The organism is Comamonas sp. NLF-1-9 (genome assembly GCF_019195435.1).
In the GTDB taxonomy this organism is placed as follows: Bacteria; Pseudomonadota; Gammaproteobacteria; order Burkholderiales; family Burkholderiaceae_C; genus Comamonas_C.
The window spans coordinates 1346785-1361940 of the sequence record NZ_CP078069.1 but is presented as its reverse complement, the minus strand read 5'-3'; the positions used below and the strand labels follow the sequence as shown (position 1 = coordinate 1361940).

The 15156-nt window shown below is 66.8% G+C and carries 11 protein-coding genes and 4 tRNA genes; 13 read left to right on the top strand and 2 right to left on the bottom strand.

Going from position 1 to position 15156, the window contains the following annotated elements; genetic code table 11:
* Nucleotides 1-18 precede the first annotated feature (18 nt).
* The 3 genes from acnA to KUD94_RS06640 all read left to right on the top strand — a co-directional run bounded on the left by acnA (nt 19) and on the right by KUD94_RS06640 (nt 5307).
* Nucleotides 19-2808, top strand: coding sequence for an aconitate hydratase AcnA (gene acnA / locus KUD94_RS06650; protein WP_218238998.1), 2790 nt, complete (start codon nt 19-21; stop codon nt 2806-2808).
* Between the two features lie 101 nt (nt 2809-2909).
* Nucleotides 2910-4124: an FAD-dependent monooxygenase gene (locus KUD94_RS06645; RefSeq protein ID WP_218238997.1), complete on the top strand. Its 1215-nt coding sequence runs from the start codon at nt 2910-2912 to the stop codon at nt 4122-4124.
* Nucleotides 4125-4299: 175 nt separating this feature from the next.
* Nucleotides 4300-5307, top strand: coding sequence for a diaminopimelate dehydrogenase (locus tag KUD94_RS06640; protein WP_218238996.1), 1008 nt, complete (start codon nt 4300-4302; stop codon nt 5305-5307).
* 36 nt (nt 5308-5343) lie between these two features.
* Here KUD94_RS06640 and KUD94_RS06635 read toward each other — a convergent pair whose 3' ends face one another.
* Together KUD94_RS06635 and KUD94_RS06630 are read right to left on the bottom strand one after the other, a co-directional pair.
* Nucleotides 5344-5796, bottom strand: a complete 453-nt coding sequence (locus KUD94_RS06635; protein ID WP_218238995.1) for a thermonuclease family protein — start codon at nt 5794-5796, stop codon at nt 5344-5346.
* 66 nt (nt 5797-5862) lie between these two features.
* On the bottom strand, nt 5863-6735 hold the full coding sequence (locus KUD94_RS06630) for an inositol monophosphatase family protein (RefSeq protein ID WP_218238994.1): 873 nt from the start codon (nt 6733-6735) through the stop codon (nt 5863-5865).
* An 89-nt stretch (nt 6736-6824) separates the two neighbouring features.
* Here KUD94_RS06630 and KUD94_RS06625 point away from each other — a divergent pair, with 89 nt between their 5' ends.
* The 10 genes from KUD94_RS06625 (at nt 6825) to KUD94_RS06580 (ending at nt 15156) form a co-directional block, all read left to right on the top strand.
* Nucleotides 6825-7610: an RNA methyltransferase gene (locus KUD94_RS06625; protein ID WP_218238992.1), complete on the top strand. Its 786-nt coding sequence runs from the start codon at nt 6825-6827 to the stop codon at nt 7608-7610.
* 42 nt (nt 7611-7652) lie between these two features.
* Nucleotides 7653-8441, top strand: coding sequence for a serine O-acetyltransferase (gene cysE, locus KUD94_RS06620; protein WP_218238991.1), 789 nt, complete (start codon nt 7653-7655; stop codon nt 8439-8441).
* A 185-nt stretch (nt 8442-8626) separates the two neighbouring features.
* Nucleotides 8627-9937: a trigger factor gene (gene tig, locus KUD94_RS06615; protein WP_218238990.1), complete on the top strand. Its 1311-nt coding sequence runs from the start codon at nt 8627-8629 to the stop codon at nt 9935-9937.
* A gap of 113 nt (nt 9938-10050) precedes the next feature.
* Nucleotides 10051-10659, top strand: coding sequence for an ATP-dependent Clp endopeptidase proteolytic subunit ClpP (gene clpP / locus KUD94_RS06610; protein WP_218238989.1), 609 nt, complete (start codon nt 10051-10053; stop codon nt 10657-10659).
* Nucleotides 10660-10756: 97 nt separating this feature from the next.
* Nucleotides 10757-12022: an ATP-dependent Clp protease ATP-binding subunit ClpX gene (gene clpX, locus KUD94_RS06605; protein WP_218238988.1), complete on the top strand. Its 1266-nt coding sequence runs from the start codon at nt 10757-10759 to the stop codon at nt 12020-12022.
* 108 nt (nt 12023-12130) lie between these two features.
* Nucleotides 12131-14554, top strand: a complete 2424-nt coding sequence (gene lon / locus KUD94_RS06600) for an endopeptidase La (RefSeq protein ID WP_218239211.1) — start codon at nt 12131-12133, stop codon at nt 14552-14554.
* A gap of 74 nt (nt 14555-14628) precedes the next feature.
* Nucleotides 14629-14704: transfer RNA gene (locus KUD94_RS06595), tRNA-Gly, on the top strand.
* 54 nt (nt 14705-14758) lie between these two features.
* Nucleotides 14759-14832 (top strand) — tRNA-Cys (locus tag KUD94_RS06590).
* 40 nt (nt 14833-14872) lie between these two features.
* Nucleotides 14873-14948 (top strand) — tRNA-Gly (locus KUD94_RS06585).
* A gap of 115 nt (nt 14949-15063) precedes the next feature.
* Nucleotides 15064-15156: transfer RNA gene (locus KUD94_RS06580), tRNA-Leu, on the top strand.

Genomic DNA, 15156 nt, shown 5'->3' with positions numbered 1-15156 from the left:
TTACAAGGAGATCTAGAAATGCTTGCTGCCCCTGCAAAAGGACATGCCTTTGCTTCCACGATCAAGACGTTCAGCACCGCGTCGGGCAAGGAACACCGGTTTTTCTCCTTGCCCGCGCTGGCGCGCAAGTATCCCAACGTCAAGCGGCTGCCGCGCTCGATTCGCATCGTGCTGGAATCGGTGTTGCGCCATTGCGACGGCAGCAAGGTCACGGCCGAGCACGTCGAGCAATTGGCCAATTGGAAACCCAATGCGGCCCGATCGGAAGAAATTCCATTTACCGTCGCCCGCGTGCTGCTGCAGGACTTTACCGGGGTGCCGCTGCTGGTGGACCTGGCGGCAATGCGCGCTGCGGCGCAAGGCGTGGGCGCCGACCCCAAACGCGTAGAGCCGCTGGTGCCGGTCGATCTGGTGGTCGACCACTCCATCATGGTCGACCATTACGGCACCAAGATGGCCTTGACGCAAAACATGAAAATGGAATTTGCGCGCAACCACGAGCGCTACCAGTTCATGAAATGGGGCATGCAGGCATTTGACACCTTCCGGGTCGTGCCGCCGGGTTTTGGCATTTGCCACCAGGTGAATCTGGAATTCCTGACCAAGGGCGTGCACCAGCGCAAGGACGGCGTGGTCTATCCCGACACCCTGGTCGGCACCGACAGCCACACTCCCATGATCAACGGCGCCGGCGTCGTCGGCTGGGGCGTGGGCGGCATCGAGGCCGAGGCGGCCATGCTCGGCCAGCCGGTCTACATCCTCACGCCCGACGTGGTGGGGTTCGAGCTCAAGGGGCAGCTGCGCGAGGGCGTCACCGCTACCGACCTGGTGCTCACGGTCACCGAGCTGCTGCGGCGCAACAAGGTCGTGGGCACCTTCGTCGAATATTTCGGCGAGGGCACGGCGTCCCTGAGCGTGCCCGACCGCGCCACGCTGGGCAACATGTCGCCGGAAAACGGCTCCACGATAGGCCTGTTCCCGGTCGACGGACGCACCCTCGAATACTTCGAAGGCACGGGCCGCACCCGCGCCGAGATCGAACTCGTGGAGGCCTATTACAAAGCCCAAGGCCTGTTCGGCGCCGCGCGCGCCGGCGAGGTGGACTATTCGCGCGTCGTCACGCTGGACCTGGGCGACGTCACGCCCAGCATCGCCGGCCCGCGCCGCCCGCAGGACCGCATCGACCTGGGCGACGCCAAGAAGCGCTTTGCCGAGTTGTTCACCACGCCGATGGAGGTCGGCGGCTTCGCGCGTCCGGCAGAAGCCTTTGGCGAGCGCGTGCACATCCGCCCAGCAGCCCCGATGGACGCGCTTGCCGAGCCTGCGGGCTTCGAGGTGGGCAATGGCGACGTGCTGATCGCTGCCATCACCAGTTGCACCAACACCAGCAACCCCGGCGTGATGCTGGCGGCGGGCCTTCTGGCCAAGAAGGCGGTGGAGGCGGGGCTGAAGGTCAAGCGCCACGTCAAGACCTCGCTTGCCCCCGGCTCGCGCATCGTCACCGAATACCTGCAGGAAACCGGGCTGCTGCCTTATCTTGAAAAGATAGGCTTCAACCTCGCCGGCTATGGCTGCACCACCTGCATAGGCAATTCGGGCGACCTCACGCCCGAGCTCAACCAGGCGATTGCCGAGCACGAGCTGGTCTGCGCCTCGGTGCTGTCGGGCAACCGCAACTTCGAGGCGCGCATCCACCCCAACCTCAAGGCCAACTTCCTCATGAGCCCGCCACTGGTCGTGGCCTACGCGATCGCCGGCAGCATCAATGTGGACTTGATGACCGAGCCCGTGGGCAAGGGCCGCGGCGGCAAGGACGTGTACCTGGGCGACATCTGGCCCTCGAGCGACGAGGTGCAAAAGCTTCTCAAGTTCGCGATGAAGGGCAAGGCCTTCCGCGAGAACTACGCCAAGATCGAGACCGAGCCGGGCAAGCTCTGGGAAAAGATCAAGGGCGTAACCGGCCAGATCTACGACTGGCCCAGCAGCACCTACATCGCCAAACCGCCGTTCTTCGACGGCTTTGCGCGCACCACGGCCGCCTCGGCCGCCGAAGCCGCCACGCGCGACCACTCGGTGCGCGGCGCGCGCATCATGGCGCTGTTCGGCGACTCGGTCACCACCGACCACATCTCGCCCGCCGGCCGCATCAAGGAGAGCTCGCCCGCCGGCCTCTGGCTCAAGGCGCACGGGGTGCAGAAGCAGGACTTCAACAGCTATGGCTCGCGCCGCGGTCAGCACGAGGTCATGGTGCGCGGCACTTTTGCCAACGTGCGCATCAAGAACCTGATGATTCCGCCGCTGCCCGATGGCTCGCGCGTGGAGGGCGGCGACACCATCTACCAGGGCGCGGGCCCGCAAAACGGCCAGAAGATGCCGATCTTCGACGCCGCCGAGCTCTACATGGCGAGCAACACCCCCACGGTGGTCTTCGCCGGCGAGGAATACGGCACCGGCTCCAGCCGCGACTGGGCGGCCAAGGGCACGCAACTGCTGGGCATTCAGGCGGTGGTGGCGCGCAGCTTCGAGCGCATCCACCGCTCCAACCTGATAGGCATGGGCGTGCTGCCGCTGCAGTTTCGCGGCAAGGACAGCTGGGAGCTGCTGAACCTGCGCGGCGACGAGGTGGTGGACGTGGTGGTGGACCGCAAGCTCAAGCCCCAGGGCAAGGCCAAGCTGATCATTCAGCGCAGCGATGGCAGCACGCAGGAGGTGCCGCTGGTGCTGCGCCTGGACACGCCGATCGAGGTCGATTACTACCGCGCCGGCGGCATCCTGCCCTACGTGCTGCACCAGTTGATCGGCGATTGACGGCACAGCCGGCCCGCGCCTGCGGGGGCCGCCGGCCGCGCGCTGGCCTGTCCCCGGTCGCCGAGGGCTTTGCGCGGCGGCGGCCTTCTCCCTGATTGTTCATGCAGCAGATCCTGATTGCAGGCGGCGGCATAGCCGGTCTGGCCGCAGCGCTTGCGAGCCAGCGGGCGGGCTGGCAGGTGCGCCTGCATGAGCGCGCCAAGGCCTTTGGCGAAATCGGCGCGGGCGTGCAGCTCGGCCCCAATGCGGTGCGCTGCCTCGACGCCTGGGGGCTCGCCGCGCCCCTGCGCGCGCTTGCCTGCCGCCCGCCGCTGCTGCAGGTGCGCAGCGCGCTCGACGGGCGCGAGCTCGCGCGCATGCGCCTGGGGCGCGAGATCAGCGAGCGCCATGGCGGCGACTACCTCACCATCCACCGCGCCGACCTGCACGGCGTCCTGCTGTCGGCGGTGCAGGGGCTGGCCGAAGTGCAATTGCAACTGCAGCACGAGCTGCTGGACTTCACCGCAGACGATGCGGCCGTATGCACCCGGCTGCGCTGCGCCGACGGCCGCGAGCTGCAGGTGGAGAGCGACGCGCTGCTTGGCGCCGATGGCCTGCACAGCCGCGTTCGCGCGCTGCTGCCCGGTGTGGCGGGCGAGCTGCCGTCAGGCCATCTGGCCTACCGCGCGGTGGTCGCCCAGCAGGCCTTGCCCGCGCCGCTGCGCAGCGAGCTGGTCACCGTCTGGCTCGGGCCGCGCCTGCATCTGGTGCACTACCCGCTGCGCGCCGGTGCGCTGCTCAACCTGGTGGCCATACGCCACGGCCAGCCGCCGCCCGGGCTCGAGGGTTGGGACTGCGCGGCAAGCGAATCCGAATTGCTCGCAGCCCTTGCCGGCAGCTGCACGCCGCTGCAAGACCTGGTGCGTGCGGCAGGGCAGGCGGGCGGCGTCTGGCGCCTGTGGCCGCTGGCCGAACGCGCGCCCGTGGCCGGTGCGCACGAGATGGCCCAGGGCCGCGTGGCGCTCGCGGGCGACGCGGCGCATGCCATGCGCCCCTACATGGCCCAGGGCGCGGGCATGGCCATAGAGGACGCGATGCAACTGCAGCACGCGCTGGCGATGCAGGCGCTGGAGCTGCCGCTGCGCCTGCGCCGTTATGCGCTGGCGCGCTGGCAACGGGTGGCGGCGGTGCAGCGGCGCTCGCGGCGCAACGGGCAGATCTTCCACGCCGTGGGGCCGCTGCGCCTGGCGCGCGACCTGTCGCTGCGCCTGCTGGGCGAGCGCATACTTGACCTGCCCTGGCTGTATCGCGGCGGGCCGGTGCCGAAAAGCGAATGATTTTTGTTGCACTGCGTCAGCGCCGGCGCCCACGATCGCGTTGAACGCGGGCGCCACCCGCTGAAGCGGGCGACGCCGGCACCGGCCGCGTCCCGCACGAATGAGGGTCAAATCCCGTTCTTGCGCTTTGCTGCAGGGCGCTGCAAGCTAGCATTTTCATGAACAGGAAGTCCCAATGAACCATCAGGAAAACGACCATCGCCAGGCCCCCGTGCGTCTGGCCATCGCCGGTTACGGCAACCTCGGACGCGGCGTCGAGCAGGCCGTGGCCAAGAACCCGGACATGGTGCTCACCGGCGTGTACACGCGCCGCGACCCGGCCGGCGTGCATCCGGCCAGCGGCGTGGCCAGCTACCCCTTGAGCGCGCTCGCGCAGCACCGCTCCAAGGTGGACGTGCTCATTCTTTGTGGCGGCTCCAAGGACGACCTGCCCGAGCAGACGCCCGAGTTCGCACGCCACTTCAACCTGGTCGACAGCTTCGACACCCACGCCCGCATCCCCGAGCACTACGCCAAGGTGGACGCCGCCGCGCGCGCGGGCGGCACCACCGCCTTGATCTCGGCCGGCTGGGATCCTGGGCTGTTTTCCATCCAGCGGGTGATGGGCGACGCGCTGCTGCCCGACGGCGCCACCTACACCTTCTGGGGCAAGGGCCTGAGCCAGGGGCATTCGGACGCGATCCGCCATGTGCCGGGCGTGGCCGGCGGCGTGCAGTACACGATTCCCTTGCACGAGGCGATGGAGCGGGTGCGCAGCGGCAGCCGCCCGGAGCTGGCCACGCGCGAGAAGCACCGGCGCGAATGCTTCGTGGTGCTCAAGGAAGGAGCGAATGCCGAAGCGGTGCGTGAGGCCATCGTGAGCATGCCCAACTACTTCAGCGACTACGACACCACGGTGCACTTCATCAGCGCCCAGGAGCTGGCGGCCGAGCACGCCGGCATGGGGCATGGCGGCTTCGTCATCCGCAGCGGCAACACCTCCAGCCAGCTCAAGCACGTGCTCGAATTCCGCCTGCAACTGGACAGCAACCCCGAGTTCACCGCCAGCGTGCTCGTGGCCTGCGCGCGCGCGGTGCACCGCCTGCACCAGGCAGGCCAGCATGGCTGCAAGACGGTGCTCGACCTCTCGCCCGCGCTGCTTTCGCCGCGCAGCGGCGCCGAGCTGCGCGCCGACTTTCTCTGAAGCGGTGCGGCCGGGGCGCGCCGGGGCGTCTGGTGCTCAGCCCCGGCCGTGCCTGGTGCCGGCGCGGCGCTGGCGGTACTTCCAGGGCGCCAGCGGGCGCTTTTGTACCCACAAACCCCGGCGCTGCGCACGCGCCTGGCGCGCGGCCGCCGCCAGAGCGGGGTGAATGCGCGCCTGGCTCGGGTGCACCCAGGCCAGGCCTGCCTGCACCTGGGCCCAGGCGGCATCCTGCCCCTGGCAGTGCACCTGGGCGAGCGTGCGTCCGTACTTGTCATGCCCCTGTGCGCGCACCTGGGCGGTTCGGCGCAGACACAGCGCCGCCAGATGCCGGCGCGCCTCTTGGCCCCAGGCCTGCCGCAGCTCGGGCGCGTCGATCGCGGCGATGCGCAGTTGCTGCCTCGGCCCCGCGCCGCAGCGCACGCTCAGCGAATCGCCGTCGCCGACGGCCAGCACCATGCACAGCGTGAGCGCGGCGGTGAGCAGCGGCATTATTCAGTCAAATCAGGCTCTGGCGCGCGCCAACAAAGCGCAGGAAGCTATCAAAACAGGAGAATACTAGCCGGCGCCGACTTCGCCCTCGGCCGCAGCGGCGGCCTGGACCGCCATCTTGTCGGCCACGCCGGCAAACTTGCTGTACTTGCCGATGAGATTCACCATCTGGCCATAGATGCGCGGCGGCGCGGCCAGGCATTCGCGCTGCTCGAGGTAATTGGCCTCGCCGGTGAAGTTGCCCACCAGGCCGCCGGCTTCGGTCACCAGCAGGCCGCCTGCGGCCACGTCCCAGATGGACAAGCCGGTTTCAAAGAAGCCGTCGGTAAAGCCCGCAGCCACATAGGCCAGGTCCAGCGCCGCAGCGCCCGGGCGGCGCAGGCCGTGGGTGTGCTGCATCACGTCGGCCATCATCTTCATGTAGCCGGCGAAATCGTCCCCGGGGCGATAGGGAAAGCCCGTGCCCAGCAGGCATTCGGACAGGCGCGTGCGTTTGGAGACGCGCACCCGCCTGTCGTTCATGAAGGCGCCGCGCCCGCGCGTGGCGGTGAACAAGTCGTTGCGCGTGGGGTCGTAGACCACGCCGTGCTCCACCTTGCCGCGCACCGACAGCGCGATGCTCACGCAGTAATAGGGAAAGCCGTGGATGAAATTCGTGGTGCCGTCCAGCGGGTCGATGATCCAGACGAACTCGGAGTTCTTCGCGCCGTGCTGGCGCCCGGATTCTTCCGCCAGGATGCCATGGCCCGGGTAGGCGGTCAGCAAGGTGTCGATGATGGCCGTCTCGCTGGCCTGGTCCACCTCGGTGACGTAGTCGTTGATCTGCTTTTGCGCCACGCGCACGGCTTCCACGTCCAGCGCGGCGCGGTTGATGATGGCGCCGGCGGCGCGCGCGGCCTTGATGGCCGTGTTGAGCATGGGGTGCAGATGGGACGACATGACAAGGAGCAAACGGACGCGGCGATGCGCGAGGGCTGGCAATTCTAGTGCCTGGCGCCGCCGCGCGGGCCGGGGCGACAATCGCCGCCATGCGAACACGCTTTGTACTGGTTCAGACCAGCCACCCGGGCAACGTGGGCGCCGCCGCCCGGGCGATGAAAACCATGGGCTTTGACGAACTGGTGCTGGTAGCGCCGCGCTGGCCCAACGTGCTGCGCCGCGACATCGCGATCCAGCGCGCCAGCGGTGCGCTCGACGTGCTCGAGCGCGCCCGCGTGGTCGCCACGCTGGACGAGGCGATCGAGGGCATGCACCACCTGTGCGCCACCGCGATGACGCCGCGCGACTTCGGCCCGCCCACGCGCACGCCGCGCGAGCACTTCAGAATGCTATTGAACGGAGAGCTGCCAGCGCTTGCCGATCAAGGGCTGAGGCCCGATTCGAGCGAAAATGGTGCGAGCGACTTCGGTGTCGCCTTCCTCTTTGGCAGCGAGCGCTTCGGCATGGCCAACGCCGACGTCTACCGCTGCCACGTGGCGCTGAGCATCCCGACCTCGCCGCAGTTCGGCTCGCTGAACCTCGCGGCGGCGGTGCAGGTGCTGGCCTACGAATGGCGTCTGGCGCTGGGCGGTTTTCGGGTGCACGATGCCACGCCGGCTGCGGCGCTGGCCGACGGCGCGCAGCTTGCGGGCATGCTCGCCCACTGGGAGCAGGCGCTGACGCACATCGGCTTTCTGGACCCCGGTGCGCCGAAAAAGCTCATGCCGCGGCTCAACCAGCTGTTCAACCGCGCGCAGCCGACGCAGGAGGAAATCCACATCCTGCGCGGCATTGCCCGCGCCATGCTGCAGGCCGAGCGGCCCGGGGCCAGATAATCGGCGCTGCCTTCCAGAGCGCGCAGCCGATCCGCACGAGCCATGTTCTCCAGAATCCGTTCCGATATCCAGTGCATCCTGGAGCGCGATCCGGCCGCGCGCAATGCCTGGGAGGTCGCTACCTGCTACCCCGGGCTGCACGCGATCTGGCTGCACCGGCCCGCGCACTGGTGCTGGACGCATGGCCTGCGCTGGCTCGGGCGCTTCATCTCGCACCTGGCGCGCTGGGCCACGGGCATAGAGATCCACCCCGGAGCCAAGCTGGGTGAGCGTGTGTTCATCGACCACGGCATGGGTGTGGTGATCGGCGAGACGGCCGAGATCGGCGACGGCTGCACCATCTACCACGGCGTGACGCTGGGCGGCACCACGCTCTACAAGGGCACCAAGCGCCATCCCACGCTGGGGCGCGGCGTGGTGGTCAGCGCCGGCGCCAAAGTGCTGGGCGGCTTCGTCGTCGGCGACGGAGCCAAGATCGGCAGCAACGCGGTAGTCATCAAGCCGGTGCCCGCTGGCGCCACGGCCGTGGGCATTCCGGCGCGCATCATCGCCTCGCACCAGGAGCATGGCGCGGACGTGACCGAGGCGCAGCACGAGGAGCAGCAGAAGTTCAGCGCCTACGGCGTCACGCCCCAGCAGGACGACCCGCTGGCGCAGGCGCTGCGCACGCTGGCCGATTCCGCTTCCGCCCAGGAGCGCCAGATCGCGCTGCTCTGGCAAGCGCTGCAAAAGCTCTCGGCGGGCGAGGCCGCGCCGGGCTGCGTGCCGCCCCAGGCCCAGGTCAGCGGCCGCTGCGAGGCCGAGAAGGTCAAGGAGATTCTCGGCAAGTAGGCGCGGGCCGCCCGCGCCGCTTCGCTACAATGCCGGGTTTTCCCAAGCACGCGCCTGCCCGGTCAGGGCAAGGTGACGCCGCCCCGGGCGCGCGAGGGCGAGGGGAGAAACCTGCAAAACACATGCGAAGGTGCTGCCGGGGCCGGCTCAGCACCTTGCACTCTGTCCGACGATGAGGAAGCACGATGGCCGTCACTGTTGAAACGCTGGAAAAACTCGAACGCAAGATCACGCTCAGCCTGCCGGTCGAGAGCATCAAGAGCGAAGTGGATGGGCGCCTCAAGCGTCTGGCGCGCACCGTCAAGATGGACGGTTTTCGCCCCGGCAAGGTGCCGCTGGGCGTCGTGGCGCAGCGCTACGGCTATTCGGTGCAGTACGAGGTGATCAACGACAAGGTGGGCGAGGCCTTCTCCAGGGCCGCCAACGAAGCCCAGCTGCGCGTGGCCGGCCAGCCGCGCATTTCCGAGAAAGACGGTGCGCCCGAGGGCGAGATGACCTTTGATGCGGTGTTCGAGGTCTTCCCGGAGGTCAAGCTCGGCGACCTCTCGGGCGCCGAAGTGCAAAAGCTCAGCGCCGAAGTCGATGACGCGGCCATCGACCGCACCCTGGACATCCTGCGCAAGCAGCGGCGCACCTTTGCCCAGCGCGCCCAGGGCACGCCCGCCGAGGACGGCGACCGCGTGACCGTGGACTTCGAGGGCAAGATCGACGGCGAACCCTTCGACGGCGGCAAGGCCGAGGCCTTCCAGTTCCTCGTGGGCGAAGGCCAGATGCTCAAGGAGTTCGAAGACGCGGTGCGCGGCATGAAAGTCGGCGAAAGCAAGACCTTCCCGCTGGCCTTCCCCGAGGACTACCACGGCAAGGACGTGGCAGGCAAGACGGCGGACTTCCTGGTCACGCTCAAGAACCTGGAAGCGGCGCACCTGCCCGAAGTCAACGAGCAGTTCGTCAAATCGCTCGGCATCGAGGGCGGCACGGTCGAGAGCCTGCGCGCCGACGTGCGCAAGAACCTGGAGCGCGAGGTGAAGTTCCGCCTGCAGGCGCGCAACAAGCAGGCCGTGATGGATGCGCTGCTCGCCCACGCCGAGCTGGACCTGCCCAATGCCATCGTGCAGGCCGAGATCGAGCGCTTGCTCGAAGGCGCGCGCGCCGACCTCAAGGCCCGCGGCATCAAGGACGCCGACAAGGCCGACATTCCCGAGGATGTGGTGCGCCCGCAGGCCGAGCGCCGCGTGCGCCTGGGCCTGGTAGTGGCCGAGCTGGTGCGCGCCAACGAGCTGCAGGCCAAGCCCGAGCAGCTCAAGGCCCACGTCGAGGAGCTTGCCTCGAGCTACGAAAAGCCGCAGGACGTGGTCAAGTGGTATTACGGCGACCGCGATCGTCTGGCCGAGGTCGAGGCCGTGGTGGTGGAAAACAACGTCACCGACTTCGTGCTGGGCAAGGCCAAGGTCACCGACAAGGCCGTCAGCTTCGACGAATTGATGGCGCAGAACTGAGCCGCTCCTGCGTTGGCAGGCATCAGATTCGGGGCTTGTACCGGCAGGTGCAAGCCCCATCTGTTTGCGGATAGAGTAAAGACAAGCCTGAAGCGAATTTGCTGGAGAACTGCATGAGTGCACAAGAGACGAAGGCCCTGGGCCTGATCCCCATGGTGGTGGAGCAATCGGGGCGCGGCGAGCGCTCCTACGACATCTATTCGCGTCTGCTCAAGGAGCGCGTGGTCTTCCTCGTGGGCGAGGTCAACGACCAGTCGGCCAACCTGGTGGTCGCGCAGCTGCTGTTTCTGGAGAGCGAGAACCCGGACAAGGACATTTCCTTCTACATCAACTCGCCCGGCGGCAGCGTCACCGCCGGCATGGCGATCTACGACACCATGCAGTTCATCAAGCCCGATGTCTCCACCATGTGCGTGGGCTTTGCCGCCAGCATGGGCGCCTTCCTGCTGGCCGCCGGTGCCAAGGGCAAGCGCTATTCGCTGCCCAACTCCAAGGTCATGATCCACCAGGTGCTGGGCGGCGCGCGCGGCCAGGCTACCGACATCGAGATCCATGCGCGCGACATCCTGCGCACCAAGGAGCAGATGAACCGCATCCTGGCCGAGCGCACCGGCCAGAGCTACGAGAAGATCGTGCACGACACCGAGCGCGACTATTTCATGACCGCCGACGAGGCCAAGGACTACGGCATCGTCGACCAGGTGATCGCCCGGCGTTCCTGATCCCGCAAGGCCTGCGCGCACGGCGTTTCCCTTGCGGGAAGCGCCGTTTTTATTTGAGTATCATCAGTTCACGTTATCCGTTTCAAGGCGTAGCTCCATGGCCGAGAAAAAAGGCTCTTCCAGCGAAAAAACCCTGTACTGCTCGTTTTGCGGCAAGAGTCAGCACGAAGTCAAGAAACTCATCGCAGGCCCTTCGGTCTTCATTTGCGACGAGTGCATAGACCTGTGCAACGAAATCATCCGCGACGAACAGCCGGGCGCAGACAGCGCCCAGGGGGGCAACGGCGACCTGCCCACGCCGGCCGACATCAAGGCCAACCTGGACAGCTACGTGATCGGCCAGGAGCAGGCCAAGCGCACCCTGGCCGTGGCCGTCTACAACCACTACAAGCGCCTGCGCCACAAGGAGAAGGCCGGCAAGGAAGACGTGGAGCTGTCCAAGAGCAACATCTTGCTGGTCGGCCCCACGGGCTCGGGCAAGACGCTGCTGGCGCAGACCCTGGCGCGCCAGCTCGACGTGCCCTTCGTGATGGCCGACGCGACCACGCTGACCGAAGCGGGCTATGTGGGCGAGGACGTCGAGAACATCATCCAGAAGTTGCTGCAAAGCTGCAATTACGAGGTCGAGCGTGCGCAGCGCGGCATCGTCTACATCGACGAGATCGACAAGATCACGCGCAAGAGCGACAACCCCAGCATCACCCGCGACGTGTCGGGCGAGGGCGTGCAGCAGGCGCTGCTCAAATTGATAGAAGGCACCATGGCCAGCGTGCCGCCGCAGGGCGGCAGAAAGCACCCCAACCAGGACTTCCTGCAGGTAGACACGACCAACATCCTGTTCATCTGCGGCGGCGCGTTTGCCGGTCTGGAGAAGGTGATCGAAGACCGCACCGAGGCTTCAGGCATAGGCTTTGGCGCCACGGTGCGCAGCAAGAAGCAGCGCTCGCTCTCCGAGGTGTTTCAGGACATCGAACCCGAGGACCTGATCAAGTACGGCCTGATACCCGAACTGGTCGGGCGCATGCCGGTGGTCGCGGCGCTGGCCGAGCTTGGCGAGGACGCGCTCGTGCGCATCCTCACCGAGCCCAAGAATGCGCTGGTCAAGCAGTACGGCGCGCTGCTCGAGATGGAGGGCGTGGAGCTGGAGATTCGCCCGGCCGCGCTCAAGGCGATCGCGCGCAAGGCGATTGCGCGCAAGACCGGCGCGCGCGGCCTGCGCTCGATTCTTGAACAATCGCTGATAGGCACCATGTTTGACCTTCCGAATGCCGCCAACGTGGAAAAGGTGGTGGTCGAGGAGGCCACCATCGACGAAGCGAGGGCGCCGCTGCTGGTATACCGCGAGGCAGCGAAGAAAGCCTGAGGGTGGCCGGCTGCGGCCACGCCATGCGGGTTGCCGGCGCCACCGGCAGCCCGGCCCATGATCTTGGCCCTGCCCGTGCCGGCGCATGGCCGTTTTGAGGAATTGCCCATGCCTGGACAGACGCCCCTGCCCGACGCCCCCCTTGTCTTCCCGCTGCTGCCACTGCGCGACGTGGTGGTGTTTCCGCACATGGTGCTTCCGCTCTTCGTCGGGCGCAGCAAGAGCATCAAGGCGCTGGAAGCGGCGATGGGCGCAGACCGCCAGATCATGCTGGTGGCGCAGAAGACCGCGTCCAAGGACGAGCCCCAGGCCGAGGACATGTTCGAGATCGGCTGTATCTCCACCATCTTGCAGATGCTCAAGCTCCCCGACGGCACCGTCAAGGTGCTGGTGGAAGGCCAGCAGCGCGCGCGCCTGGTCGAAGTGAGCGACAGCGAGAGCCATTTCACCGGCGCAGCGCGCCCGCTGCTGGTACCGGTGGTGGCGCGCGAGACGGCGGAGATCGAGGCATTGCGCCGCGCGGTGATGCAGCAGTTCGACCAGTACGTCAAGCTCAACAAGAAGATTCCGACGGAAATTTCCGCCTCCATCGCCGGCATCGAGGACGCGGGCCGTCTGGCGGACACCATCGCCGCGCACATGCCCTTCAAGCTCGAGGACAAGCAGCACGTGCTCGATCTCACTGACGTGAAGGCGCGGCTGGAGAACCTGTTCGAACAGCTCGAGCGCGAGGTGGACATCCTCAATGTGGACAAGCGCATCCGCGGGCGCGTCAAGCGCCAGATGGAAAAGAACCAGCGCGACTTCTATCTGAACGAGCAGGTCAAGGCGATCCAGAAGGAGCTGGGCGAAGGCGAAGAGGGCGCGGACGTCGAGGAAATCGCCAAGCGCATCAAGGCCGCCAGGATGCCCAGGGAGGCGCTCAAGAAAGCCGAGGCCGAGCTCAAGAAGCTCAAGCTCATGTCGCCCATGTCGGCCGAGGCCACGGTGGTGCGCAACTACATCGACGTGCTCGCCGGCCTGCCCTGGAGCAAGAGGACCAAGGTGCGCCACGACCTGGCGCTGGCCGAAGAGGTGCTCAACGAAGACCACTACGGGCTGGAGAAGGTCAAGGACCGCATCCTCGAATACCTTGCGGTGCAGCAGCGCGTGGACAAGCTCAAGGCGCCCATCCTGTGCCTGGTCGGGCCGCCGGGCGTGGGCAAGACCTCGCTCGGCCAGTCGATCGCCAAGGCCACGGGGCGCAAGTATGTGCGCATGGCTCTGGGCGGCATGCGCGACGAGGCGGAGATCCGCGGCCACCGGCGCACCTACATCGGCGCAATGCCGGGCAAGGTGCTGCAAAGCCTGTCCAAGGCGGGTACGCGCAATCCGCTCTTTCTGCTGGACGAGATCGACAAGCTGGGCATGGACTTTCGCGGCGACCCTTCGAGCGCGCTGCTCGAGGTGCTCGACCCCGAGCAGAACAGCAAGTTTGCCGACCACTACGTCGAGCTGGAATTCGACCTGTCGGACGTGATGTTCGTGGCCACCAGCAATTCCATGAACATCCCCGCAGCGCTGCTCGACCGCATGGAGGTGATACGCCTGGCGGGCTACACCGAGGAAGAGAAGACCAATATCGCCACGCGCTATCTGCTGCCCAAGCAGATGCAGGCCAACGGCCTCAAAGAGGGCGAGCTGCAGGTGCAGGAGGCGGCGATCGTCGACATCGTGCGCTACTACACGCGCGAGGCGGGCGTGCGTTCGCTCGAGCGCGAGCTCTCCAAGATTTGTCGCAAGGTGGTCAAGGGGCTGCTGCTCAAGAAGCTCAAGCCCGGCGTGAAGGTCACGCCCAAGAAGCTGGCCGACTACCTCGGGGTGCGCAAGTTCGACTATGGCCGCGCCGAGCAGAAGAACCAGATCGGGCAGGTGGTAGGCCTGGCCTGGACCGAGGTCGGCGGTGATCTGCTGACCATCGAGGTCGCCACCATGCCGGGCAAGGGCGCGATACAGCGCACCGGCTCGCTCGGCGACGTGATGAAAGAGTCGGTGGAAGCGGCGCGCACGGTGGTGCGCTCGCGCGCCCACGCGCTGGGCCTGCGCGACGAGGTATTTGAAAAGCGCGACCTGCACATCCACGTGCCCGACGGCGCCACGCCCAAGGACGGGCCGAGCGCGGGCATCGCCATGGCCGTAGCCATGGTGTCTGCGCTGACCGGCATCGCGGTGCGGGCCGACGTGGCCATGACGGGCGAGATCACGCTGCGCGGCGAGGTCACCGCGATCGGCGGTCTGAAGGAAAAGCTGCTCGCGGCCCTGCGCGGCGGCATCCGCACGGTGATGATCCCCGAGGAAAACGTCAAGGACCTGCAGGAGATACCGGAAAACGTGAAGAAAGGCCTGGAGATCGTGCCGGTGCGCTGGATAGAGAAGGTGCTGGAGATCGCGCTCGAGCGCAAGCCCGCGCCGCTCTCCGAGGAAGAGCTCGCCGCCGCCGCGGTAGTGCCGGCGCTGGCGCCGGCCAGCGCCGCTGGTTCGGTGAAACATTGAGCCGGTTTTTCAGAAAGGCGCTGAAAAATACCCTACAATCTCGGCTTCCTTGTGAAGCGCAGGCTTTGCTCGATGCGGGAATAGCTCAGTTGGTAGAGCGCAACCTTGCCAAGGTTGAGGTCGCGAGTTCGAGACTCGTTTCCCGCTCCAGAATCCTGAAAAGAGGGGAGGCAAAAGCTTCCCCTTTTTTCTGAAACAGAGTGCGGCGCGGTAGCAAAGCGGTTATGCACCGGATTGCAAATCCGTCTAGCCCGGTTCGACTCCGGGCCGCGCCTCCAGAAAATGTCCGTGCCGTCGCGTCCTGCGCATGGCACCCACGCGGGAATAGCTCAGTTGGTAGAGCGCAACCTTGCCAAGGTTGAGGTCGCGAGTTCGAGACTCGTTTCCCGCTCCAGCAGTCCAGCCCGTTGTCCCGGCGGCGCCTTTGGCGCTGCGCTTGGGCAAACGTGCGGTTTGCCCTGGCGGCCCTTGTGCGTTAGCCTTGGCGAGACCTTGGGCGTCGCAGTTCTGCCCCGATGGTGAAATTGGTAGACACTGCGGACTTAAAATCCGCTGCCTTCCTGAAAAGGGGCGTGCCGGTTCGACCCCGGCTCGGGGCACCA

Excerpts from the sequence above, each read along its gene's own strand:
- clpP (WP_218238989.1), top strand. The coding sequence starts at position 10,051 with ATGAGTGCACAAGAGACGAAGGCCCTGGGCCTGATCCCCATGGTGGTG.
- KUD94_RS06645 (WP_218238997.1), top strand. The coding sequence starts at position 2,910 with ATGCAGCAGATCCTGATTGCAGGCGGCGGCATAGCCGGTCTGGCCGCA.
- KUD94_RS06635 (WP_218238995.1), bottom strand. The coding sequence starts at position 5,796 with ATGCCGCTGCTCACCGCCGCGCTCACGCTGTGCATGGTGCTGGCCGTC.
- KUD94_RS06625 (WP_218238992.1), top strand. The coding sequence starts at position 6,825 with ATGCGAACACGCTTTGTACTGGTTCAGACCAGCCACCCGGGCAACGTG.
- tig (WP_218238990.1), top strand. The coding sequence starts at position 8,627 with ATGGCCGTCACTGTTGAAACGCTGGAAAAACTCGAACGCAAGATCACG.
- lon (WP_218239211.1), top strand. The coding sequence starts at position 12,131 with ATGCCTGGACAGACGCCCCTGCCCGACGCCCCCCTTGTCTTCCCGCTG.
- clpX (WP_218238988.1), top strand. The coding sequence starts at position 10,757 with ATGGCCGAGAAAAAAGGCTCTTCCAGCGAAAAAACCCTGTACTGCTCG.
- acnA (WP_218238998.1), top strand. The coding sequence starts at position 19 with ATGCTTGCTGCCCCTGCAAAAGGACATGCCTTTGCTTCCACGATCAAG.
- KUD94_RS06630 (WP_218238994.1), bottom strand. The coding sequence starts at position 6,735 with ATGTCGTCCCATCTGCACCCCATGCTCAACACGGCCATCAAGGCCGCG.
- KUD94_RS06640 (WP_218238996.1), top strand. The coding sequence starts at position 4,300 with ATGAACCATCAGGAAAACGACCATCGCCAGGCCCCCGTGCGTCTGGCC.
- cysE (WP_218238991.1), top strand. The coding sequence starts at position 7,653 with ATGTTCTCCAGAATCCGTTCCGATATCCAGTGCATCCTGGAGCGCGAT.